Origin of the sequence: Klebsiella pneumoniae complex sp. WS1778 (assembly GCF_049472055.1) — a bacterium.
GTDB lineage: Bacteria > Pseudomonadota > Gammaproteobacteria > Enterobacterales > Enterobacteriaceae > Klebsiella > Klebsiella quasipneumoniae.
On record NZ_JBKGTJ010000006.1, the window covers coordinates 102802 to 124266 of the forward strand.

Genomic DNA, 21465 nt, shown 5'->3' on the forward strand with positions numbered 1-21465 from the left:
GTCATGGCCAATATTGAGATCTACACCAAAGCGACCTGCCCGTTCTGCATCCGCGCGAAAGCGCTGCTGAACAGCAAAGGCGTAACGTTCCATGAGTTGCCGATCGATGGCGATGCCGCGAAGCGTGAGGAGATGATCCAGCGCAGCGGACGGACGACGGTTCCGCAGATTTTTATTGATGCGCAGCACATTGGCGGCTGTGACGACTTGTATGCGCTTGATTCACGTGGTGGACTTGATCCCCTCTTGCGCTAATTTTTGCGCGCTTTCCCTGCCGGAAGCGCGTATTTAAGGACAACACGAAAGGGTTTTACTATGTCAGAACAAAACAGCACCGAAATGACCTTCCAGATCCAGCGTATCTATACCAAAGATATCTCTTTTGAAGCGCCGAACGCGCCGCAAGTTTTCCAGAAAGACTGGCAGCCGGAAGTTAAACTTGATCTGGATACCGCCTCCACCCAGCTGGCTGAAGGCGTTTATGAAGTGGTGCTGCGTGTAACCGTGACCGCCGCGCTGGGCGAAGAGACCGCGTTCCTTTGCGAAGTACAGCAGGGCGGTATTTTCTCCATCGACGGCATCGAAGGCACCCAGATGGCGCACTGCCTTGGCGCATACTGCCCGAACATTCTGTTCCCGTACGCGCGCGAGTGCATCACCAGCCTGGTTTCCCGCGGTACCTTCCCGCAACTTAACCTTGCGCCAGTGAACTTCGACGCGCTGTTTATGAACTATCTGCAGCAGCAGGCTGGCGAAGGTGCTGAACAACATCAGGATGCCTGATGAACGCACTTAATGCTGCAATGACTGTGATCGGTGCCGGCTCTTACGGCACCGCTCTTGCCATCACCCTGGCAAGAAATGGCCACCACGTTGTGCTCTGGGGCCATGACCCGAAACATATCGCGACGCTGCAACACGATCGCTGCAACGCCGCGTTCCTTCCCGATGTGCCTTTCCCGGATACGCTGCATCTTGAAAGCGACCTGGCCACCGCGCTGGCCGCCAGCCGCGATATTCTGGTGGTGGTGCCAAGCCATGTGTTTGGTCAGGTGTTACGCCAGATTAAACCGCTGATGCGTCCTGACGCGCGTCTGGTGTGGGCGACCAAAGGCCTTGAGGCCGAAACCGGTCGTCTGCTGCAGGACGTGGCGCGTGAAGCGCTGGGCGATGATATCCCGCTGGCGGTAATCTCCGGGCCAACCTTCGCCAAAGAGCTGGCCGCCGGCCTGCCGACGGCGATTTCGCTGGCGGCGACGGATCCGCAGTTTGCCGAGGATCTGCAGCACCTGCTGCACTGCGGCAAGAGCTTCCGCGTCTACATCAACCCGGACTTTATCGGCGTACAACTCGGCGGCGCGGTGAAAAACGTCATCGCCATCGGGGCGGGGATGTCGGACGGCATCGGCTTCGGCGCCAATGCGCGGACGGCGCTGATTACCCGTGGCCTGGTGGAAATGTCTCGCCTTGGCGCGGCGCTGGGTGCCGACCCGGAAACCTTTATGGGGATGGCCGGCCTCGGTGACCTGGTGCTCACCTGCACCGACAACCAGTCCCGTAACCGTCGCTTCGGCATGATGCTCGGCCAGGGGATGGACGTGCAAAGCGCCCAGGAAAAGATTGGCCAGGTGGTTGAAGGCTACCGCAATACCAAGGAAGTTCGCGTTCTGGCACAGCGTTTAGGTGTCGAAATGCCAATAACCGAGGAAATTTATCAGGTATTGTATTGCGGAAAAATTGCGCGCGAGGCAGCATTGACCTTATTGGGTCGCGCCCGCAAGGACGAGCGCAGCAGCAATTAGCTTTCCTTTGTCACCTGAATGACCCTGCCAGCGCAGAACTGGCAGGTCATTACCATATCGCCTGGAGTATGCAATGCCGTGTGAAGAACTGGATATCGTCTGGAATAATATTAAAGCCGAAGCCCGGGCTCTGGCTGACTGTGAGCCAATGCTCGCCAGTTTTTACCACGCAACGTTACTCAAGCATGAAAATCTGGGCAGCGCACTGAGCTATATGTTGGCCAACAAGCTGGCTTCCCCGATTATGCCGGCGATCGCCATTCGCGAAGTGGTGGAAGAAGCCTACGCCGCCGACCCGGAAATGATCGCCTCCGCCGCCTGCGATATTCAAGCGGTGCGCACGCGTGACCCGGCGGTGGATAAATACTCCACGCCGCTGCTCTATCTGAAGGGTTTCCATGCCCTGCAGGCCTATCGTATCGGCCACTGGTTGTGGACGCAGGGCCGGCGTGCGCTGGCGATTTTCCTGCAAAACCAGGTCTCCGTCTCTTTCCAGGTGGATATCCACCCGGCGGCGAAAATCGGCCGCGGGATCATGCTCGACCACGCCACCGGTATTGTGGTTGGCGAAACGGCGGTGATTGAGGATGACGTCTCTATTCTGCAGTCGGTCACCCTCGGCGGTACCGGTAAAACCAGCGGCGACCGTCACCCGAAAATTCGCGAAGGCGTGATGATTGGCGCCGGAGCGAAGATCCTCGGCAATATCGAAGTCGGGCGTGGGGCAAAAATCGGCGCAGGCTCAGTGGTGCTGCAGCCGGTGCCGCCGCATACCACCGCCGCAGGTGTTCCTGCGCGCATCGTCGGCAAGCCGGAGAGCGATAAGCCGGCGATGGATATGGATCAGCATTTCAACGGTATTCACCACACTTTCGAGTACGGCGACGGGATTTAACGTCTTGCCCGGTGGCGCTGCGCTTACCGGGCCTACGATCTCATCCCGCCAGCCTGTCGCCCGGATAAGGCTCCTTGCGCTGCAATCCGGGAATCGCTCAGGCTAGCTGCGCAGCACCGCGCCGGGATACCCCAGCTGCCGCCAGGCCTCATACACCACCACCGACACCGCATTCGACAGGTTCATGCTGCGGCTGTCCGGCATCATCGGAATCCGAATTTTCTGCTCCGGCGGCAGGGCATCCAGAATGCTCGCCGGCAGACCGCGGGTTTCCGGACCAAACATCAAGAAATCGCCATCCTGATAGCTGACCGCGCTGTGCGCCGGGGTTCCTTTGGTGGTCAGGGCGAACAGGCGCTGCGGCTGCGCGCTGGCGAGAAATGCCGTGTAATCGGCGTGGCGCTGCACGGCGGTGAACTCGTGATAGTCCAGTCCGGCGCGTCTCAGGCGCTTATCGTCCCAGGTGAAGCCCATGGGCTCAATGATATGCAGACTGAAGCCCGTGTTGGCGCACAGGCGGATAATATTCCCGGTGTTCGGCGGGATCTCTGGTTCGAATAACACGATGTTCAGCATACTGCCCCCTTAATTGCGGGGGGCAGAATAGCAGATATTTGGTCAACCCTCACCCCGGCCCTCTCCCTGAGGGAGAGGGTGAGGAGAGAGAGCACAACGGCGCAGCTTATGCCGCGTTATGCTGCTTCAGCGCATCGAAGGTCTGCAGCGCCTCCGCGTTCTGCACCAGCGAATCACGGCTAATGTCCGCGATGGTTTTCGCGCCGGTCAGGGTCATCGCCACCTTCATCTCTTTCTCGATTAGATTCAGCAGATTCGCCACCCCCTGCTTGCCATGGGTCGCCAGGGCGTACAGGTAAGCGCGGCCCAGCAGTACGCTGTCGGCGCCCAGGGCGATCATCCGCACGACGTCGAGACCGTTGCGGATGCCGCTGTCGGCGAGAATGGTAATGTCGCCTTTCACGGCGTCGGCAATTGCCGGCAGGGCGCGAGCGGAGGAGAGCACGCCGTCAAGCTGGCGGCCGCCGTGGTTGGAGACCACAATACCGTCGGCGCCAAAGCGCACCGCGTCGCGGGCGTCCTCCGGGTCGAGGATCCCTTTGATCACCATCGGACCGTCCCAGAAATCACGGATCCACTCGAGGTCTTTCCATGAAATCGATGGATCGAAGTTATTCGCCAGCCAGCCGATGTAATCCTCCAGGCCGGTCGGCTGGCCGAGATAGGCGGAGATATTCCCCAGATCGTGCGGACGGCCGTTGAGGCCAACGTCCCATGCCCACTGCGGATGGGTGACCGCCTGCCAGTAGCGGCGCAGGGCGGCGTTCGGGCCGCTCATGCCGGAATGGGCGTCGCGGTAGCGGGCGCCGGGGGTCGGCATATCGACGGTAAAGACCAGCGTTGAACAACCCGCCGCCTTAGCGCGCTCCAGCGCATTGCGCATAAAGCCGCGGTCGCGCAGAACGTACAGCTGGAACCACATCGGCCGCTTGATGGTCGGGGCGACCTCTTCAATTGGGCAGACGGAAACGGTGGAGAGGGTAAACGGAATACCTTTGTCATCCGCTGCGCCGGCGGCCTGCACTTCGCCGCGGCGGGCGTACATCCCACACAGCCCCACCGGCGCCAGCGCCGTCGGCATCGCCAGCTTCTCGTTGAAGAGGGTGGTCTCGAGGCTCAGGTCCGACATATTGCGCAGAATACGCTGGCGTAACGCCACGTCGGAGAGATCTTCCACGTTGCGGCGCAGGGTATGTTCGGCGTAAGCCCCGCCGTCGATATAGTGGAACAGGAAAGGCGGCAGGATACGCTGGGCGGCGGCGCGATAGTCGCTGGCGGCGGAAATAATCATCACGAATTCTCCCTGGAATTATCAATAGCATCGCCGGGCAGGCGGGTAATTCGCGCCTGGCGGGCCTGGTCTTCATCAAAACGTTTAATGGTGGCGTGGACAAAGCCTAAGTGGGCCATCATCGCCTGGCGCGCCGCCTCGGCGTCGCCGGCGACAATCGCCTCCATGACGGCCTGGTGCTGTTCGGTCAGGCGGGCAAATACCGGCGGCACCAGATACATACGCTGACGGCTCTGCTTGACGGAGGAGTGCAGCAGGTCGAAAAAGCCGCGCATGGTTTGCAGGAGCACCACGTTATGCGAGGCTTCGGCGATGGCCAGATGGAAGCGGACGTCCGCCTGCGAGGCGATATCCGGGTCTTCGCTCTGGGTCGCTTCAAAGCACAGGCGAATTTTTTCTTTATCAGCGTCGGTGGCCCGCATCGCCGCGTGCCACGCGGTGCTGGCTTCGATGGCGTGGCGGGCCTCGAGGATGTCGAAGCTGTAGTCAGGGTCATCGGCTAGTAGCGTCTTCAGCGGCTGGACGATGTTTTGCTCCGACCACGGTTCATGCTGAAAGCGGACGAAAGTGCCGCCGCCTCGACGGCTCAGCAGTACCCCTTCATTGACCAGCATCGCCAGCGCTTCGCGCAGGGAATTGCGCGAGACGCCGAGCTGAGCGGCGAGCTGACGCTCGGCGGGCAGTCGCATGCCCGCCTCCAGCTGTTGTTCTTCAATCAGCGCCCGGACGCGACGGGCTACATCGTCGGCCAGGCGTTTAGGCATCACTATCACGGGATCATCCAGGTTAAAACGTAGGCCTGCAGCGTGGTGATCAGGCCCACCATACAGGTGAAGATCAGGCTGTGTTTGACGGTAAAGCGGAACAGATCCGACTCTTTACCCACCAGGCCAACCGCGGCGCAGGCGATGGCGATCGACTGTGGGGAAATCATCTTGCCGGTGACGCCGCCGGTGGTATTGGCCGCGACCAGCAGGATATCGGAGACGCCAATCTGCTGCGCCGCCGTTGCCTGCAGCGCGGCGAACAGGGCGTTAGACGAGGTGTCCGAACCGGTCAGGAATACCCCCAGCCAGCCCAGGAACGGCGAGAAGAAGGTAAACGCGTGGCCGGTATGGGCCAGCGCCAGGGCCAGGGTTGACGACAGCCCGGAGTAGTTGGAGATAAAGGCGAACGCCAGCACCATGCCGATAGAGTAGATCGGCAGCGCCAGGTCCTTCAGCGTCCCGGCGAAGGTGGTCAGCGCGTCTTTCGGCTTCATACGCAGCCAGACGATGGACAGCAGGGCGGCGAACAGAATGGCGGTGCCGGTTGCCGACAGCCAGTCAAACTTATAGATGGCGGCGTAAGGCGTCGCGGCGCTGACCACCGGCGGCATGCGGGCGACCATTTTGTCGAGGAACGGCACCGAAAAATTGATGACGAAGTCATACATCGCGCCGCCCGGCGCGAACAGCGCTTTGAACGGCGGCACGCTCCACAGGGTTACGGTGGCGGTCAGGAACAGGAACGGCGACCAGGCGCGGATCACTTGTCCTGCGGTGTAGCGCGTGCGGGCCAGCGTCATATCCACCTGCGAGGCGCCGATGTCGCCAAAGCGGAAGATGCGCACCGGTTGCCAGCGTTTGAGGAACAGGGTCAGGCAGACCAGGGAGACCAGCGATGAGATGATGTCCGGCAGCTCCGGGCCAAGGAAGTTAGAGCTGAGGTACTGGGCGATAGCGAACGAGCCGCCTGCGACCATCACCGCCGGCCAGGTCTCTTTGATGCCCCGCCAGCCATCCATGATGGCCATGATCCAGAACAGCACGATAATGGTCAGGAACGGCAGCTGACGGCCCACCATCTGGCCGATGGCGAAGCTGTCGATACCGGTTACCTGGCCGGCCACCAGGATTGGGATGCCCATCGCGCCGAAGGCCACCGGCGCGGTGTTGACGATCAGGCACAGACCAGCCGCATACAGCGGGTTAAACCCGAGGCCGACCAGCAGCGCGGCGGTAATCGCCACCGGCGCGCCAAACCCCGCTGCCCCTTCGAGAAAGGCGCCGAACGAGAATCCGACGATCAGCATCTGCAGGCGTTGGTCAGGCGTAATCGACAGGATCGACGAGCGGATAATGTCGAACTGTCCGGTCTTCACCGAGATTTTATAGACAAAGACCGCGGCGATAATAATCCACGCGATGGGCCACAGTCCGTAGAAGAAGCCATACACTACCGAGGCCAGGGCGCGGTCCACCGGCATTTTATAGAACAGCAATGCGACGGCCAGGGCGATCGCAACGGTCCAGGTAGCGGCGAGATAGCCTTTCAGTTTGAGCTTAATCAGCGCAAAAAAGAAAAACAGAATCGGTAGCGATGCGATAAGACTGGATAACCAGATATTACCGGCGGGATCGTAGTTTTGTTGCCAGAGATTCATGCAGGGTCTCCATCGGGCCGCCAGGACGGGTGGGCTGAGTCTGCGCTCATTGCCGAATCCGTCTTAGGTAAAATTGGCCCGGCCAATTAGGGATAGCAGGGTTGATGACAACGAATGGTTAACCAGATGTTACTCTTAGGCAACGGGTTTGTGATGCATTTTGATGGATTTGTGAACTGCTGGGGGGTAGATGAATTTATTGGTTGGACCAATCTGCCGGCAGGGGACGAAAAAGGGTGGCGGTAGGACAGAATAACCCTCTCCGGACGGAGAGGGCTGGGGATTAGAATTCGCTGCGGGCGAAACCGGTCATCTCTTTCAGACCCATTTCCCGGCCCAGGGCGGTCATCGGATGGACGACCACCAGGCCGCGGACGCTTTTCTTCAGCTTGCCCATATCGGCCTGCTCTTTTTTGGTAATCGCGCGACGGAACGGCAGGCTCATCAGCTTTTGCGCCTCTTTGCTCAGCTTCTGGCTCTGGACGGAACGCAGACGTTCAATCTCCGTTTCCAGAGTGGCTTTTTCTTTTTCCAGCTCAGCGTATTTATCGGCGGCTTCCACCAGCGACAGCTCGGCCTGCTGGTGGCGGATGGCGTCGAGACGATCGCTCAGACGTTTGATTTCATTCTTTTCGACTTCTTTCATGGTGATTTGATCTGTTAATAAAGGGGCTTCATTCGCCTATAGTATGTGCCGTGACCGCTATTGTTGATAGCTATTTATCAAAAATTCGCCGTTAATCGCCGTCAGAATACGATACCTGAACCTGCTAATAATTTGAATTTTATTAATATTCTTTCTGATACCCGCTCTAATTTCATTTCTGTGAAGCCGGTCGGCAGATAAGCACGTTTTCCTTAACCCACGCCGGTGAATTGGCTAATGCTTAATCAGATTATTCCCAAAAGGAGGACGTGATGGCAAAGATCGGCGACGGCGTACCACGTTTAATCGACAAAGCGGTTGATTTTATGGCTTCCAGTCAGGCGTTTATGGAGTATTTGAAAAAGTCTCCGCGGCTGCAGCATGTACCGCGAGATATCCCGCAGGATAAGGAAGCGTTGTTTCTGCAGCGTCTGGAATATTATCGTCAGCTTTACCGGCCGACCTGCGACCAGACGGAGCCGGAATCAGAGCGTTGATTTCTGGAAGGCTTTTTTTAAGCTGATTCGTGAAATCAGCTCAGTCAGGGACAACACCATCGTTGAACGCACCATCTGCTGGTAACGCAGTTTCTGCATTGCCAGCAGTTCGGCGTCGCTGTCATCAAACTGCGGCGTTGGCGGCAGGGCGGCGACGCAGTGCAGTTCGCCGAACGGACCGATAATTTCGTCGTCGGTAAAGCTGTACTCATTGCCGTCGTGATTAAGCTCCTCGCGCAGGGCCATCAGCAGCTCGGCGTCTTCATATTCGGCACGACTTATCACCCCAAGGCCATAAATCAGCTTCAGGCGTACAGAGAGAGCGCCGAGCGGCCCGCTGCCCTCCAGCAAGGGCTCGACGGCGTATTTCACCGCGTAGTCGTCTTTACGGAACACCTGAAGCACCAGAATATTGACCGCTTCCGTTAACAGCTCGACGGTGGCGATCAGGAAGCTTCGTACGGTTTTGCCAGCATTCAGACGCTCAAGCACACGGTTTTCAAATGCTTGTGTTTCTTCCATCATTGCCTGCATATCTGACAGGAGTCGTAATGGGCGCGACGTCGGTCGCGCCAGGTTGTGCATCATTTCACCGCGTTGTAGTCGTTAACGGCCTCCGCGACGACATCGCTTGCCGCGTCAAGGCCGGAAATCTGGGCCAGCGCGGCCTGCGGCCCCTTGTCGGCGATCAGCGCCGCCAGCTCCTGAGCCTGCGGATCGTCTTCGCTACGGAAATGCATCGCCGCCGCGATCCCTTTCACCAGGTTGCGGTGCGGCAGGCCGTATTCCAGTGTACCCAGCAGCGGCTTAATTAAACGGTCGCCGGCTCTCAGTTTGCGCAGCGGCTGACGGCCAACGCGCTCAACATCGTCTTTCAGGTACGGGTTCTCGAAACGGCCAAGAATTTTCTGGATATAAGCCGCGTGCTTCTGCGGGTCAAAGGCGTAGCGTTTGATCAGCACCGCGCCGCTCTCCTCCATCGCGCCCTGCACGACGGCCCGAATTTTCTCGTCGAGGATCGCATCGCGAATCGTCTGGTGGCCCGCCAGTTTTCCGAGGTAGGCGGTTATAGCATGCCCGGTGTTCAAGGTGAAGAGCTTGCGCTCGACAAATGCCATCAGGTTATCAGTTAATTCCATTCCCGGGATGGTCGGCAGTTCGCCCTTGAACTGGGTTTTATCGACGATCCATTCGCTGAAGGTTTCCACGGTGACTTCCAGCGGGTCATGGGTAGCGGACGCCGATGGCGGCACGATACGGTCAACGGCGGAGTCGACGAAGCCGATATGGGTTTCCACCCAGGCCTTATCTTCCTCCGCCAGGGCGTTAAATACGTGGCCTTTTAACTGCGTTGTGCCGCGCACCATATTTTCGCAGGCGATAATGTTCAGCGGGCGTTCGGTGCCCTGCGCTTTGCGCTTCGCCAGCCCTTTGGCGATGGCCGGGGCGATGCGCTCAAGGACCACGGGACCGACGGCAGTGGTCACCAGGTCGACGCTGGCGATCAGATCCACGACCTCGTCGCCAATGCTGCTGACGGCATTCACGCCGGAGACGGTATCCACCTGCTCATTTTCGCCAACGACGTGAACCTGGTAGCTATGACGGGCATTCAGGGCATCAAGTACGGTCTGATTAACATCGGCAAACGTCAGTTCGATGCCCGCGTCGGCCAGCAGTTTACCGATAAAGCCACGTCCGATATTACCTGCGCCAAAATGTAATGCTTTCATAGTAGTAACCTTCAATTAATGTTTTTACCTGAGAGGGCTGGGGTGAGGCTTTTCCCCTCACCCAAACCCTCTCCAAAAAGGAGAGGGAATGGACCGGTCTGTTTATTTATTCAGCAGCGCCAGTACGTCGTCGACGCTGGTGGTGTTCGCCAGTCGCTCAATCACCGTTTCGTCATCCAGCGCGTTGGTCAGGCTGGTAATCACCTGAATGTGCTCGTTGTTGCGGGCGGCGATGCCGATCACCAGGCGGGCAACATCGTCTTCATCTTCCCCAAAGCGCACCCCTTCCGGGTACTGGCAGAAGACGACGCCGGTTTTCAGCACGCGGTCTTTCGCTTCGATGGTGCCGTGCGGCACCGCGATGGACTCGCCAAGATAGGTCGAGGTCAGTTTTTCGCGGTCCAGCATCGCCTGCACATATTCCGGCTCGACGTAGCCGCCTTTCACCAGTTGCTCGCCGGCGAAGCGGATGGCTTCTTCTTTTGTGGCCGCTTTGCGGCCGAGGAAGATGTTATCCGCACCCAGCTTGAACAGGTTTTTGTCAGTATCATCAAAGCTGTCTTTCAGGCTATCAGTGACTTTGACTTCGTTGTCGATGTGGCGCTGGGCCGCCACCAGACGCTCGGTCAGGCTGGTGTAGAGACCGCTGTCGAGGAAGTTGGTCAGCGAAATATGCTGCGCCTGCGGTACCTGGCGCATGGCGCGCTCGGTCAGGTCGCGGTGGGTGATCACCAGGTCAACATCCGGCGGCAGATTATTGATCGCGCTGTTGGTGACCGAGATGTTGCTCAGGCCGGCATCCTGCACTTTCTTGCGTAGTACCCCGGCGCCCATGGCGCTGGAACCCATCCCGGCGTCGCAAGCGACGATGATTTTCCGCACATGGCTCAGGTCGTTGGTGACATTGCCTGCCGCCAGCGGGTTGGCGCCTTTTGATTGCGCCTTCATGTCATGCATACGACGCGTCGCGGCTTCGATATCGTCTTCTTCTTTGACTTTGCTGGTCTTCAGCAGAACCGCAGAGACCACGAAGGAGACCGCCATCGCGGCGATAATGGCTGCGATGTTCGCGAAGTAGGCTCCTTTCGGCGTCATCGCCAGCACCGCCAGGATAGAGCCCGGGGAAGCCGGAGAGACCAGACCGCCGTTGAGGATGGTCAGGGTGAAGACACCGGTCATCCCGCCGAGGATAACGGCCAGGATCAGACGCGGGTTCATCAGCACGTACGGGAAGTAGATTTCATGGATACCACCCAGGAAGTGGATGATAGCCGCCCCGCCTGCAGACTGTTTAGCGCTGCCGCGGCCAAAGAACATGTACGCCAGCAGAACGCCCATCCCCGGACCCGGGTTCGCTTCAATCAGGAAGAAGATGGATTTACCCAGCTCGTGGGACTGCTGAATACCCAGCGGCGAGAAGATACCGTGGTTGATGGCGTTGTTAAGGAACAGGATTTTCGCCGGTTCCACGAAGATAGACGCCAGCGGCAGCATGTCGTGCGCCACCATGAAGTTAACGCCAGCCGCCAGAATTTTCGACAGAACTTCTACCGCCGGGCCGATGCCGAGGAAGGCAAGAATAGCGAGGATCATCCCGATGATGCCGGCGGAGAAGTTATTCACCAGCATTTCAAAACCGGATTTGATCTTACCGTCGACCCAGTTATCGAACTTCTTGATGCAGTAGCCGCCCAGCGGGCCGGCAATCATGGAGCCGAGGAACATCGGCATATCCGCGCCGACGATAACGCCCATGGTGGTGATCGCCCCGACCACGCCGCCACGTTCGCCGCCGACTAATTTACCGCCGGTGTAACCGATCAGCAGCGGCAGCAGGTAGGTGATCATCGGACCGACCAGCTTCGCCAGCGTTTCGTTTGGCAACCACCCTGTCGGAATGAAAAGCGCGGTGATGATACCCCACGCGATAAACGCGCCGATATTCGGCATCACCATATTGCTGAGAAAACGACCAAAGCTTTGCACTTTGATCTTGATATCGGATGACATAAAACACCCCTTCTTCTGTTTTGCGTATCGCGCAGGCTAAAAGCCCGAGGTTTGTTGTTAATGTGGCGGCAGAGGTAGCCGGGCCCTGATTGATAGTGCGAAATCTGGCACTGAATCGTTTAGCTGTCCAGCCAACGCCTTTTTATGTGATATAGATCACATGAATATAGGGGGCACGGTGGGTTTTGTAGTGATTGCGATCACATAATTGCTGTGTAAAAAAACAACAGACCGTCGTTTTTGCCGCTAATCTGCGATTTAGTGTGATATTTGTCACAATTTTGTTTCGTATTTTTGTTGTTTGTTTGTGATTTTGATCACAAAGAATTTCACGGTGGATTTTCGCCGCTGTGATCTCGGCCCGGTTTTGCGGCCATGGCGAGGTGGCTGTGTAACTAAGCAACCATGTTGGTTAAATAACTTTTTTCCACCGGATGGCAAAAATGAAAGGGGTGAATTATGCTCAAATCAGCGGCCCGGATGTCAGTGGGGCGTGAATAAAATTTATATAAATTATTAGCGTAAAGCCGAGGGAATTATGTTTCTCAATTATTTTGCGCTGGGTGTTCTGATCTTCGTTTTTCTGGTCATTTTTTATGGGATTATCGTTATTCACGATATTCCTTATTTGATTGCCAAAAAACGCAACCACCCCCATTCCGATGCTATTCATGTCGCCGGATGGGTCAGTCTTTTTACTCTCCATGTCATCTGGCCGTTTTTATGGATATGGGCCACGCTGTACCAACCTGAGCGCGGCTGGGGCATGCAGCATAAGGCGAATACGGACCCCGACGAACCTGAAAAAGAAAGCGATATACAACAGCTTCGCCAACGACTGAGCGACCTTGAACATCAGGTGGCGGCCATCCAGCGGCCACAGTCCACCTCTGCGGCGGAGAAATAAACTATGGATCTGTTGATAATTTTGACCTACGTGGCTATCGCCTGGTCGATATTTAAAATTTTCAAAATACCGGTAAATAAATGGACAGTTCCCACCGCGGCGCTGGGGGGCGTATTTATTGTTAGCGCGCTTATTTTATTAATGAACTATAACCACCCTTACACCTTTCTGGCGCAAAAGGCGGTGATATCTATTCCTATCACGCCGCAGGTTACCGGAGTAGTTGACAGCGTCACCGACAAAGCGAATCAGCGCGTCAAAAAGGGCGAGGTGCTTTTTACTATTGACCCGGCGCGCTATCAGGCGCGGGTCGACCGTCTGCAGGCCGACCTGGTGACAGCGCTGCACAGTATTAACACCCTCAAGGCGCAGCTCTCTGAAGCCCAGGCCAACACCACCCGCGTATCGGCGGAACGCGATCGCTTATATAAAGACTATCAACGTTACCTGAAAGGGAGCCAGGCCCGGGTGAATCCGTTCTCAGAAAGCGACATCGATAACGCCCGGCAGAATTACCTGGCTCAGGACGCGCTGGTCAAGGCGTCGGTAGCGGAACAGGCGCAGATCCAGAGCCAGCTGGACAGCATGATCAACGGCGAGCAGTCGCAGGTGGTTAGCCTGCGCGCCCAGCTGGCGGAGGCGAAGTACAATCTCGACCAGACTACCGTGCGGGCGCCCAGCGATGGGTATATCACTCAAGTGTTGATCCGTCCGGGGACCTACGCTGCCTCGCTGCCGCTGCGGCCGGTGATGGTGTTTATCCCTGAGCAAAAAAGGCTGATCGTCGCCCAGTTCAGGCAAAATTCGCTGTTAAGGCTGGAGAAGGGCGACGACGCGGAAGCGGTGTTTAATGCCCTGCCCGGACAGGTATTCCACGGCAAACTGGTGAGCATTTTACCGGTGGTGCCGGGGGGAACCTATCAGGCGCAGGGGGCGTTGCAGTCGCTGACCGTGACGCCGGGCAGCGATGGCGTGCTGGCGACCATTGAGCTCGATCCGAATGCCGAAATCGATGCACTACCCGATGGCATCTATGCGCAGGTGGCGGTCTACTCCGACCATTTCGCCCACGTTTCGGTGATGCGTAAAGTGCTGCTGCGCATGACCAGTTGGATGCACTACCTCTATCTCGACCATTAATGCGATCGGCGGCAGGTTGAGCGGGATGCTCACCTGCCTTTTACCTCGCCCTGAGCCATACTCATATCTTTGTTGGCGATAAGGAGCAGGCTATGAAACTGATCGGCAGCTACACCAGTCCCTTTGTGCGCAAAATATCGGTGATCCTGCTGGAAAAGCGCATCCCTTTTGAATTTGTCAACGAATCCCCCTACAGCGAAAGCAACGGCGTGTCGCGCTATAACCCGCTGGGCAAAGTGCCGGCGCTGGTGACAGATGACGGCGAATGCTGGTTTGACTCTCCGGTTATCGCGCAGTATCTCGAGCTGCTGGGCGTGGCGCCGCCGATGATCCCCGCCGATCCCAGAGCCGCTCTCAGGATGCGCCAGCTTGAAGCGCTGGCAGATGGGGTGATGGAGGCCGCCCAGGCGCTGGTGCGCGAAAAAGCTCGCCCTGCGGTCCAACAGTCAGAGCAAGAGCTGCTCCGCCAGCGGGAGAAAGTGGCGCGCGGCCTCGACAGGCTGGAAGCCTGCGCGGCGGACGGAACGCTACGCGGTGACGAGGTCAATCTGGCGACCATCTCTACGGCCTGCGCCATTGCCTACCTGAACTTTCGCCGGGTGGCGCCGGGCTGGTGCGCCACCCGGCCGCAGTTGGTGAAGTTGGTGGATGCGCTGTTCCAGCGCGCCAGCTTTGCGCGCACCGAACCGCCGCGGACTTGACCCAGGCAGGTAACAGTTTGCGCAAGGAGGCGTTACAATCGCCGCTGATTGTTGACTCCCTCTCCCGTCGGGAGGGGGGAAAATAACTTACCGCCAGGCCCATTCATGACTACCGAAATTCATGCGCTTTATACCCGGCTTCCGGCCATTGACCGCTTACTCCGCGACCCCGCTTTTTCCTCCCTGCTGGTGCAGCACGGCCATTCGCAGGTGGTGACGCAGCTGCGCCAGATGCTGGACGAGGCGCGGGAACAGATCCGCCAGTGTCAGACACTGCCTGACTGGAGCCATGACTGGCTGAGTGCCTGCGCGCAACGGCTGACCGCCAGCCGGCAGAGTGCCCTGCGTCCGGTGTTTAATCTCACCGGTACGGTGCTGCACACCAATCTCGGGCGCGCCATCCAGGCTGAGGCGGCGGTGGAGGCGGTCGTCAGCGCGATGCGCGCGCCGGTGACGCTCGAATATGATCTCGACGACGCCGGGCGCGGCCATCGCGATCGCGCTATTGCCGATCTGCTGTGCCAGATCACCGGCGCGGAAGATGCCTGTATCGTGAACAACAACGCGGCGGCCGTGCTGCTGATGCTGGCGGCCACCGCCAGCGGCAGGGAGGTGGTGGTCTCCCGCGGCGAGCTGGTGGAGATCGGCGGGGCGTTCCGCATCCCCGACGTAATGCGCCAGGCAGGTTGTCAGCTGCACGAAGTGGGCACCACCAACCGCACCCATGCCAAAGACTATCGCCAGGCGGTGAATGACAATACCGCCCTGCTGATGAAGGTCCACACCAGCAACTACAGCATTGAAGGCTTTACCAAAGCCGTCGACGAAGCGGAGCTGGCGGTCATCGGCCGCGAGCTGGACGTCCCGGTAGTGGCCGACCTGGGCAGCGGGTCGCTGGTGGATCTCAGTCAGTATGGCCTGCCGAAGGAGCCGATGCCGCAAGAGATGATCGCCGCCGGGGTGAGCCTGGTCAGTTTCTCTGGCGACAAGCTGCTCGGCGGCCCGCAGGCCGGAATTATCGTCGGCAAACGCGCGCTGATTGCCCGCCTGCAGAGCCATCCGCTGAAGCGGGCCCTGCGCGCGGATAAAATGACTCTCGCGGCGCTGGAAGCCACGCTGCGCCTCTATCAGCATCCGGAAGCGCTGCGGGAAACCTTACCGACGCTGCGCCTGCTCACCCGCCCGGCGGACGAGATCCGCCGGCAGGCTGAACGCCTGCAGCCTGCCCTGGCGGCACACTATGCTGATTTTGCCGTCAACGTGGCAGCCTGCCAGTCGCAGATTGGCAGCGGCTCGTTACCCGTCGACCGTCTGCCTGGCGCGGCGTTGACCTTTACCCCCCATGACGGCCGCGGCAGCCGGCTGGAGGCTTTGGCGGCCCGCTGGCGCAGGCTGCCATGCCCGGTGATTGGCCGCATTTATGACGGCCGGCTCTGGCTGGATCTGCGCTGTCTGGAAGATGAAACCCGGTTTATGGAGATGTTGTTACGATGATTATTGCCACCGCTGGACATGTTGACCACGGCAAAACGACGCTGCTGCAGGCGATAACCGGCGTGAATGCCGATCGTCTGCCGGAAGAGAAAGCGCGGGGAATGACGATCGATCTCGGCTATGCCTACTGGCCGCAGCCGGACGGGCGGGTGCTGGGGTTTATTGACGTGCCCGGGCACGAAAAGTTTTTGTCCAACATGCTGGCGGGGGTGGGTGGGATCGACCATGCGCTGCTGGTGGTGGCCTGCGATGACGGGGTGATGGCGCAAACCCGCGAACACCTGGCGATCCTGCAGCTGACCGGAAAGCCGACGCTGACCGTGGCGCTCACCAAGACGGACCGCGTGACGGCCGCCCGGGTGGCGGAGGTTCAGGCGGAGGTCGAGCAGGCCCTGCGCGAACTTGGCTTTGACGCCGCCGCTTTCTTCCCCACCGCGGCGGTGGAAAACCTCGGTATTGCCGAACTGCGCAGCCATCTGCTGCAGCTTGCGGAGCGCCCCCATCCGCAGCAGCGGCGTTTTCGCCTGGCGCTGGATCGCGCTTTCACCGTCAAAGGGGCGGGGCTGGTGGTCACCGGGACGGCGCTCTCCGGCGAAGTACGGGTCGGGGATACCCTGTGGCTTACCGGCGTCAACACGCCGATGCGCGTCCGCGGTCTGCATGCCCAGAATCAAGCGGTTGAGCAGGCGCACGCCGGGCAGCGCATTGCGCTGAACATTGTCGGCGATGCGCAGAAAGAGGCATTGCACCGCGGCGACTGGCTGCTCTCTTCCCCGCCGCCGGAGCCTGCAGAGCGGGTGATTGTCGAACTGCAGTGCCATACGCCGCTCAGCCAGTGGCAGCCGCTGCATATTCACCACGCTGCCAGCCACATCACCGGCCGGGTGTCGCTCCTTGAGGGCGACCTGGCGGAGCTGGTGCTGGATACCCCGCTGTGGCTGGCGGATAACGACCGGCTGGTACTACGCGATATCTCTGCTCGCTTGACGTTGGCCGGCGCACGAGTGGTGACGCTGGATCCCCCGCGCCGCGGCAAGCGTAAACCGGAGTATTTGCAGTGGTTGCACGCCCTGGCGGCGGTTGGCGCTGACGATGCGCAGGCCCTGGAGCTGCATCTGCAGCGGGACGCCGTCCGGCTTGAGCGCTTCGCCTGGGCTCGGCAGCTGAGTGAAACCGGAATGGCGGCCTTGATCCAGCGGCCTGACTATCTGCAGGCCGGACAGCGCTTGCTTAGCGCGCCGCTTGCCGCCCGCTGGCAGCGAAAATTGTTGGATGCCCTGGCGCGCTACCATGAACAGCATCGCGACGAGCCGGGCCCTGGCCGGGAGCGCCTGCGCCGCATCGCGCTGCCGATGGAAGATGAAGCGCTGGTGCTGCTGCTGATTGAGCAGATGCGCGAGAGCGGCTTAGTCCGCAGCCATCACGGCTGGCTGCATCTGCCCGAGCATAAAGCCGGGTTTACCGACGAGCAGCAGGCGGTCTGGCAGAAGGTGGAGACCCTGTTCGGCGATGATCCCTGGTGGGTGCGCGATCTCGCGCGCGAAGTCCATGTTGAAGAGTCCCTGATGCGCGCGGTGCTGCGCCAGGCGGCGCAGCAGGGGATAATTACCGCGATCGTCAAGGATCGTTACTACCGCAACGATCGCATTGTGCAGTTCGCCCAGCGGGTGCGCGAGCTGGATCAACTGCGCGGGTCAACCTGCGCGGCGGATTTTCGCGATACCTTAAACGTAGGGCGGAAGCTGGCGATCCAGATCCTGGAGTATTTCGATCGGATTGGCTTCACCCGCCGTCGCGGCAACGATCATATCCTGCGCGATAAGGCGTTGTTTCTGTAATCATTAACGCCTGCTCCCCGGCGGACAGCGAACGCTGTGTTGCCGGGGAAGAGGAGGTCGCGCTGTGCCGGGCCTTATTCGGCTTCCCGTACCCAGATACGCATTTCGCCTTCTCCGCGGTTTGCCCAGCTAAACCAGGGAATAAAGGTCAGCGTCTGTGAATGGGGGGTGGCCAGCGGGTGATCGTAGCTCCAGAGATTCTGCGCGTCGGCGTTTTCTGCATGTTTTCTGTAGCCTGGAGCCTGAATCAACATGTTGCGAGCAAACAGCCCCTTTCCTTCAAACACCGTGAACCTGGCATCGCGTGGCAGCAGCAGGTTATGCAGCGCTTCGCCGTTATCAGCTTGTTCGAGACAATAGACCAGTGGACCGCGCTGCAGCGCGACCTGGCCTGCCTGGTGACGAACAAGCGGATTGCCATATACCCGGCGAACCGGCATCGGCAAGGTAAGCATCAGGGTGTCACCTTCCTGCCAGAGATGATGGATATGCAGATAGCCCTGGCGAATATCCTGCGTGACCGGCGCGCCGTTCAGGGTGATGTGCGGACCCTCGCACCAGTCAGGTAGACGCAGCGCCAGCGTATGGTTCACTGTTGACGGTGATTCGATGACAATTTTGACCTGTTCCCGCCAGGGATAGTCACCGCTGATACGCAGGCGTAACGTCTTTTCCCCAACCGGGATCTCGACCTGATTGCCGACATAGAGATTGATATACAACGCCTCCTCGCGTGGCGTGTAGATATAATGCCCCAGTGAGGTCAGAAGACGAGCGATATTCGGTGGGCAGCAGGCACAGCCGAACCAACGCTGACGAACAGGCTTAACATGGTCATAAATATGATTGAATTTTAAAGACTTAGGCTGCACTTCCAAGGGGTTGACGTAAAAGAAATGTTTACCGTCCAGCGCCATACCGCCCAGAACGGTATTGTACAGCGCGCGCTCCATTACATCAGCATATTGGCTGTCGGCTTCCAGTTCCAGCATGCGGCGCGCGAACATCATCAGCCCGATAGAGGCGCAGCTTTCCGCATAAACGGTATCATTCGGCAGGTCGTAATCGCTGCTGAAGGCTTCCCCGCTGCTCTGTGAGCCAATGCCGCCCGTAATATACAGCTGACGCTGGACCATGTTTTTCCATAACCGCAGGCAATCCTGGCGTTTGCCTTCGTTCTTGCTCAGGCGCGCAAGGTGCGCTACGCCGGCCATTAAATAAACAAAGCGAACCGCGTGACCCACAGCGGTGGTCTGTTCGGCAAGCGGCAAATGCGCCTGGCTGTAGGGTTTATCCATCACCATCCACGCCGGCCCATAGGTATTCCAGAAGGAAGTTTTGCCGCGTTTTTCATACTCGATGTCATAGAAATGCGGCTGTGTCCCACGCTGTTCAACGAAGTAATTAGCCAGCGCCATATAGCGTGGTTCCTGAGTCACATCGTACAAACGCATTAACGCCAGCTCTATTTCAGGGTGTCCCGGGTAGCCGTGCAGCTGATTGTCGTCGGGACCAAACACGCTGTCGATATGATCGGCGAGGCGACATGCCACCTCCAGCAGGCGGCGTTTACTGGTCGCCTGGAAGAATGCCACCCCAGCTTCAATCAGGTGACCGGCACAGTACAATTCATGGCATTCGGCGAGATTGGTCCAGCGTTCCCCGGGCGCTTTCACCGTAAAATAGGTGTTCAGATAACCATCTTCACATTGCGCGGCGGCAATCAGCTCAATCACCTCGTCGGCGGTTTTTTCCAGTTCCGCATCTGGCTTCTGGCACAATGACCAGGCGACGGCCTCGAGCCATTTCGCCACATCGCTATCCTGGAACACCATTCCGTAGAATTCTCCTGCCTGCTGACCTGCGGCGATACGGAAGTTTTCTATCGCATGGCTGGGCTCAGCCTCGGCGATCCGGTCATTGAGGGCCTCCCACTGGTAGGGAATGACGACATCACGCACCAGTTGCTGATACTGACCCAGAAACGGATCGTTAACTTTCAGTTTGTGCAGATCGACTTCCATGATTTCTCCTTAAGACTGAACGTGACGTGCGCGCAGATCGGCTGCAATACGCGACATCATGGGATTGTTGAGCTTGCAGGCGCGGATAGCGAAGGCCAGCAACAGATGGAACAGCGCGGGCAGCAGGGTTTCCATCGCCGTGATCCCCGATAGTGAGGATGGAGTCTGGTTGCTGGCGCCGGGTTGATAAGCGACGTAGATAAATACCAGGCTGATAATGCCCGCACTGGAGGCCCATGCCAGCTTGATAAAGAACAGGTTGAAAGCAAAGTTCATCCCCGACGAACGGACACCCGTCTTCCATTCGCCATAATCATCAGAGAAGGCCATCAACGAAAAATGCAGCGGTAGGGTAAAGCCCAGGATGATGCCATTGCCGAGAATGACCGCCAGCCACAGCGTTTGCCAGGACGGACCGGTGGGCAGGAACCACATTCCGACCGCCAGTAAGGCCAGTACCACATTGGTGTAGTAATAGAGCTTGACGGTATCAACGTGGCGCGACAGCCAATTGACGATCGCGGCGCCCAGAATCGAGGAAAAGGTGACCATGGTGAAAAACAGCGATGTATAGCCAGTAGAGCCGCCGAGTACATAGGTAATGAAGTACATGTAGCCGCCACCGCGAATGTTAAACACGTTGATCAACAGGAATGACATCGCCAGCATGAGTAACAGCTGATCGTTTTTACGCAGACCGGCGATATGTTCGCGCAGGGTGAATTTGCCGAGCATCTCCAGGGAAACACGCTCTCGTACCCAGAAAAAGCAGCACAGAAACATCACCGCCGCGATGGCGCACAGTACGCCGACACCATACTGATAACCCTGGGCGGTATTCCCCTGACCGAGCGCTTTTACCAACCACGGCAGGCCCACGGAGACCAGGAATCCTGCCACACCGCATAGTATAAAGCGCCATGCCTGGCAGGAGATCACCTCGCTATGGCGAGTGGTCATCGTATTAATGAGCGCGCAGTAAGGGACGTTAATCGCGGTATAGCTGACTGAAAGCAGCAGGTAAGTGCCGAAGGCCCAGGCGATTTTTACCCCCATGCCGGCATCCGGCACGGTAAAGGTCAGCACGCCGATCGCTGCAATCGGAACCGCAATCCATAGCTGCCAGGGGCGAAAACGTCCCCATCGGCTTTGGGTCCGATCGGCGAGGACGCCCATGATCGGATCGGAAATAGCATCAAACACGCGCAGCGCAAGGAACAGAGTACCGACCAGCGCCGGGGTGAGCCCAAAGACGTCAGTATAGAAAAAAGTGAGAAAGTTCATGATCAGGCAGGTGATGACCGTTCCACCGGCGTCGCCCAGACCATAGCCTATTTTTTCACGGAGAGATAATTTGTCGTCCTGCATGTGCTTCGTGAGGTCGCTTGTCGTAATCGGAGCCGTAGTCATAAATAACTCCCGAAGAGAATGTTCAGAATTATTCCGCTGTCTGGCCGGCGGACATTTTTTGTCTTTTGCAAATACA

The 21465-nt window shown here is 58.5% G+C and carries 20 protein-coding genes; 10 read left to right on the plus strand and 10 right to left on the minus strand.

Annotated elements, in window-relative coordinates; genetic code table 11:
• Window positions 1-3: 3 nt before the first annotated feature.
• The 4 genes from grxC to cysE all read left to right on the plus strand — a co-directional run bounded on the left by grxC (window position 4) and on the right by cysE (window position 2697).
• On the plus strand, window positions 4-255 hold the full coding sequence (gene grxC, locus ACLEXF_RS21990) for a glutaredoxin 3 (RefSeq protein WP_002922429.1): 252 nt from the start codon (window positions 4-6) through the stop codon (window positions 253-255).
• Between the two features lie 60 nt (window positions 256-315).
• The gene (gene secB, locus ACLEXF_RS21995) at window positions 316-783 is read left to right on the plus strand and encodes a protein-export chaperone SecB (protein WP_002922428.1); all 468 of its coding nucleotides are present in this window, start codon (window positions 316-318) and stop codon (window positions 781-783) included.
• A complete protein-coding gene (gene gpsA, locus ACLEXF_RS22000; protein ID WP_004205045.1) occupies window positions 783-1802 on the plus strand; it encodes an NAD(P)H-dependent glycerol-3-phosphate dehydrogenase in 1020 nt (339 codons plus the stop codon). The genes secB and gpsA overlap by 1 nt, the downstream gene beginning before the upstream one ends.
• 73 nt (window positions 1803-1875) lie before the next feature.
• The gene (cysE, locus tag ACLEXF_RS22005; RefSeq protein ID WP_002922426.1) at window positions 1876-2697 is read left to right on the plus strand and encodes a serine O-acetyltransferase; all 822 of its coding nucleotides are present in this window, start codon (window positions 1876-1878) and stop codon (window positions 2695-2697) included.
• 102 nt (window positions 2698-2799) lie between these two features.
• Here cysE and trmL read toward each other — a convergent pair whose 3' ends face one another.
• The 5 genes from trmL to ACLEXF_RS22030 all read right to left on the minus strand — a co-directional run bounded on the left by trmL (window position 2800) and on the right by ACLEXF_RS22030 (window position 7635).
• On the minus strand, window positions 2800-3273 hold the full coding sequence (gene trmL, locus ACLEXF_RS22010) for a tRNA (uridine(34)/cytosine(34)/5-carboxymethylaminomethyluridine(34)-2'-O)-methyltransferase TrmL (RefSeq protein WP_032456727.1): 474 nt from the start codon (window positions 3271-3273) through the stop codon (window positions 2800-2802).
• 106 nt (window positions 3274-3379) lie between these two features.
• Window positions 3380-4564, minus strand: coding sequence for an FMN-dependent L-lactate dehydrogenase LldD (gene lldD, locus ACLEXF_RS22015; protein ID WP_004205042.1), 1185 nt, complete (start codon window positions 4562-4564; stop codon window positions 3380-3382).
• A complete protein-coding gene (gene lldR, locus ACLEXF_RS22020) occupies window positions 4564-5337 on the minus strand; it encodes a transcriptional regulator LldR (RefSeq protein WP_004205041.1) in 774 nt (257 codons plus the stop codon). Before lldR ends, lldD begins: the two co-directional genes overlap by 1 nt.
• Window positions 5334-6989: an L-lactate permease gene (gene lldP / locus ACLEXF_RS22025; RefSeq protein ID WP_004205040.1), complete on the minus strand. Its 1656-nt coding sequence runs from the start codon at window positions 6987-6989 to the stop codon at window positions 5334-5336. The genes lldR and lldP overlap by 4 nt, the downstream gene beginning before the upstream one ends.
• A 283-nt stretch (window positions 6990-7272) precedes the next feature.
• Window positions 7273-7635 (minus strand): YibL family ribosome-associated protein, encoded by a 363-nt coding sequence (locus tag ACLEXF_RS22030; RefSeq protein ID WP_002922410.1) that lies wholly within the window; start codon window positions 7633-7635, stop codon window positions 7273-7275.
• Between the two features lie 272 nt (window positions 7636-7907).
• On the opposite strand from ACLEXF_RS22030, the gene ACLEXF_RS22035 reads away from it, so the two are divergent.
• Complete coding sequence (locus ACLEXF_RS22035) at window positions 7908-8132, plus strand: hypothetical protein (RefSeq protein WP_002922402.1); 225 nt, start codon at window positions 7908-7910, stop codon at window positions 8130-8132.
• Here ACLEXF_RS22035 and mtlR read toward each other — a convergent pair.
• The 3 genes from mtlR to mtlA form a co-directional block, all read right to left on the minus strand.
• A complete protein-coding gene (gene mtlR / locus ACLEXF_RS22040; protein ID WP_268086746.1) occupies window positions 8121-8717 on the minus strand; it encodes a mannitol operon repressor MtlR in 597 nt (198 codons plus the stop codon). The genes ACLEXF_RS22035 and mtlR overlap by 12 nt on opposite strands.
• Window positions 8717-9865 carry a mannitol-1-phosphate 5-dehydrogenase gene (gene mtlD, locus ACLEXF_RS22045; RefSeq protein WP_423265813.1) on the minus strand — a complete coding sequence of 383 codons (1149 nt, stop codon included), beginning with the start codon at window positions 9863-9865 and terminating at the stop codon, window positions 8717-8719. Before mtlD ends, mtlR begins: the two co-directional genes overlap by 1 nt.
• 102 nt (window positions 9866-9967) lie before the next feature.
• On the minus strand, window positions 9968-11875 hold the full coding sequence (mtlA, locus tag ACLEXF_RS22050; protein ID WP_017900038.1) for a PTS mannitol transporter subunit IICBA: 1908 nt from the start codon (window positions 11873-11875) through the stop codon (window positions 9968-9970).
• A gap of 538 nt (window positions 11876-12413) precedes the next feature.
• Between mtlA and ACLEXF_RS22055 the strand changes: the two genes are divergently transcribed.
• The 5 genes from ACLEXF_RS22055 (at window position 12414) to selB (ending at window position 17955) form a co-directional block, all read left to right on the plus strand.
• The gene (locus ACLEXF_RS22055) at window positions 12414-12782 is read left to right on the plus strand and encodes a DUF3302 domain-containing protein (protein WP_004205035.1); all 369 of its coding nucleotides are present in this window, start codon (window positions 12414-12416) and stop codon (window positions 12780-12782) included.
• Window positions 12783-12785: 3 nt separating this feature from the next.
• On the plus strand, window positions 12786-13922 hold the full coding sequence (locus ACLEXF_RS22060) for an HlyD family secretion protein (RefSeq protein ID WP_004205034.1): 1137 nt from the start codon (window positions 12786-12788) through the stop codon (window positions 13920-13922).
• A 92-nt stretch (window positions 13923-14014) separates the two neighbouring features.
• Window positions 14015-14623, plus strand: coding sequence for a glutathione S-transferase (locus ACLEXF_RS22065; RefSeq protein ID WP_043522705.1), 609 nt, complete (start codon window positions 14015-14017; stop codon window positions 14621-14623).
• Window positions 14624-14728: 105 nt separating this feature from the next.
• Window positions 14729-16117 (plus strand): L-seryl-tRNA(Sec) selenium transferase, encoded by a 1389-nt coding sequence (selA, locus tag ACLEXF_RS22070; RefSeq protein ID WP_043522703.1) that lies wholly within the window; start codon window positions 14729-14731, stop codon window positions 16115-16117.
• The gene (gene selB, locus ACLEXF_RS22075; protein ID WP_053809872.1) at window positions 16114-17955 is read left to right on the plus strand and encodes a selenocysteine-specific translation elongation factor; all 1842 of its coding nucleotides are present in this window, start codon (window positions 16114-16116) and stop codon (window positions 17953-17955) included. The genes selA and selB overlap by 4 nt, the downstream gene beginning before the upstream one ends.
• Window positions 17956-18029: 74 nt before the next feature.
• On the opposite strand, the gene ACLEXF_RS22080 is transcribed toward selB, so the two are convergent.
• Window positions 18030-19979: a glycoside hydrolase family 127 protein gene (locus ACLEXF_RS22080; protein ID WP_049115155.1), complete on the minus strand. Its 1950-nt coding sequence runs from the start codon at window positions 19977-19979 to the stop codon at window positions 18030-18032.
• 9 nt (window positions 19980-19988) lie between these two features.
• Window positions 19989-21389, minus strand: coding sequence for an MFS transporter (locus ACLEXF_RS22085; protein WP_025999220.1), 1401 nt, complete (start codon window positions 21387-21389; stop codon window positions 19989-19991).
• Window positions 21390-21465: the final 76 nt, after the last annotated feature.